At 40.8% G+C, this 2337-nt stretch carries 3 protein-coding genes; 2 read left to right on the top strand and 1 reads right to left on the bottom strand.

Going from position 1 to position 2337, the window contains the following annotated elements:
• Positions 1–160 precede the first annotated feature (160 nt).
• Entirely contained in the window at positions 161–1633 is a 1473-nt protein-coding gene (locus WAX46_RS15620; protein ID WP_336494315.1) for an aminotransferase class I/II-fold pyridoxal phosphate-dependent enzyme, read from the bottom strand.
• Between the two features lie 177 nt (positions 1634–1810).
• Between WAX46_RS15620 and WAX46_RS15615 the strand changes: the two genes are divergently transcribed.
• Positions 1811–2080, top strand: coding sequence for a UPF0223 family protein (locus WAX46_RS15615; RefSeq protein ID WP_226566973.1), 270 nt, complete (start codon positions 1811–1813; stop codon positions 2078–2080).
• Between the two features lie 68 nt (positions 2081–2148).
• Positions 2149–2337 (top strand): transposase (locus tag WAX46_RS15610; protein WP_336493159.1); only part of this gene is annotated, 189 nt, incomplete at its 3' end.

Genomic DNA, 2337 nt, shown 5'->3' with positions numbered 1-2337 from the left:
TCAAAAAGCTAGCAAACTGGACATGGAAAGGACCATGTCCAGCGTAAGACAACTGATAAATTTTATCAAAATAAGTGAAAACCCCACTTTTACTTGAAGTAAAGGTGGGGTTTGTCTACGGTCTGAAGCATGCAGCTCCCTACGGGGCTGCATGCTTCTTTTATAAAATTGGTTTTTGCTCTTTAATGACAAGAATCATCTCTAACGTTGAATCTTCAGGTCCTTGAACAGGGAGACCTATTTCGATATTTTTAAAGATATACGATATGTTTTCTTCTGTGATGATTTCACCTGGTATAAAAATCGGAATGCCTGGCGGGTACACCATGATAAACTCTGCAATAATGCGGCCAGCCGCTTCTTTAAATGGAATCACTTCCGTTATGGCGTAAAAAGCGTCACGAGGCGTCATGGCAAGTGATGGGATCTCAGGCAGTAAAACTTCCGTGACCGCTTGTTTGTTGCCTTCACGTGTAGAGGTTACTGCAATTTCTTTCATAGCCGTCACAAGCGTATCAATTGTCTCGTCAGAATCGCCAGGCGTCACGATACATAGAATGTTGTATAGGTCAGAGAGTTCCACTTCAATTCGGTGGCTTTCTCTGAGCCAATTTTCCACATCATGGCCATTTAGTCCAAGATCTTTAATCGAAATAATTAATTTCGTTGGATCGTAATCGTAAGTAGAAGCTGAGCCGAGTATCTCCTGACCAATACAGGTTATGCCGTCAATTTGATTCAAACGGCTTCTTGCTGATTCAGCTAAACGAATCGCTTCATCTGCGAGTGCCTTTCCTTCAGTGGCTAATCGTTTTCTAGCAACATCAAGTGATGCTAACAGCAAATAAGAAGTGGACGTTGTCGTCAGCATGCTCAAAATTGATTGTACACGATCCTTTGAAACAAGCCCTTCCTTCATATTTAAAATAGAGCTCTGGGTGAGGGAGCCGCCAAGTTTATGGACACTTGTTGCCGCCATATCAGCACCTGCTTGCATCGCAGACAGCGGAAGCTCATCGTGAAAATGAATATGTACACCATGTGCTTCATCAACAAGGACAGGCACATCAAATGAATGAGCAATCTCTACGATCGTTTTTAAATCAGCTGAAATGCCAAAATACGTAGGGTTAATTACAAGCAAACCCTTTGCATCTGGATGCTCGGTTAGCGCTTTTTTGGCTGACTCTGGTGTAATGCCGTGAGAAATGCCAAGCTCTTTGTCGATTTCTGGGTGGATAAAAACAGGAATTGCACCAGAGAATACAATAGCCGACATAATCGACTTATGAACGTTACGTGGAACAATAATTTTATCTCCTGGTCCGCATACGGTCATCACCATTGTCATGATCGCGCCGCTTGTTCCTTGGATGGAGAAAAACGTATGGTCAGCACCGAATGCTTCTGCTGCTAACTCTTGTGCTTCTTTTATCATCCCTCGAGGCGAATGTAAATCATCAAGAGGTTCTATATTAATGAGGTCAATGCTTAATGCATTGTCTCCAATGAATGCTCTAAATTCAGGATCCATTCCAGCTCCTTTCTTATGGCCTGGAATGTGAAATTGAACTGGATTGGTTGAAGCATGTTTTTTTAGTCCAGTAAATAAGGGTGTATCATGTTGTGACAATTGCATTCCCACCTTCATCGAAATACCTGCTCTTATTTTCCCAATAACAGCAGATTTCATTGCATAAAACAAAAGAATTATATTATGAACTGATCGGAATGTAAAGCATAAAATCGATCGGTTTCTGATAGATTAGATGCTATAATAAAAGTTCAAAAAGAAAAGTGAGGGACAGAAATGGAATATCAATATCCACTGGATGTCGACTGGACAACAGAGGAAAAAATGGCGGTCATTTCGTTTTTTCAGGCCGTTGAAAAAGCATATGAAAAAGGAATTGCCAAACAGGAAGTGTTAGATGCGTATAAACGATTTAAAGAGGTTGTGCCATCGAAAGCAGAGGAAAAGACGCATTGTGCGGCGTTTGAAAAAGGAAGCGGGTATTCTCCTTATCGCACAGTGACAAGCGCAAGAGAGGCAGTAGAAACAGCGATCATACGTATGTAAAAAAACGAGCCAATCTGAAGTGCACCCCAAATATTAGACACAGTCTAACATTTGGAGGTGCTTTTCTTTTGGCTAAATTTACAATTGAAGATAAAATCAAAGCGGTAAAACGATACCTCATTGACCGTGAGAGCTTGCTTAGAATTGCAAAACAGATTGGCGTGAACAAAAGTATACTTCAATATTGGGTCAGAAAGTATCAATATCATGGCGAAAAAGCTTTTTCAAAGTCATATACAAATTATCCAGTCCGATAT

This window comes from Bacillus sp. FJAT-53060, from assembly GCF_037104745.1.
GTDB classification, from domain to species: domain Bacteria; phylum Bacillota; class Bacilli; order Bacillales; family Bacillaceae; genus Bacillus; species Bacillus stratosphericus_B.
The sequence above is the reverse complement of the archived record's forward strand: the minus strand, read 5'-3'. Positions and strand labels throughout refer to the sequence as shown.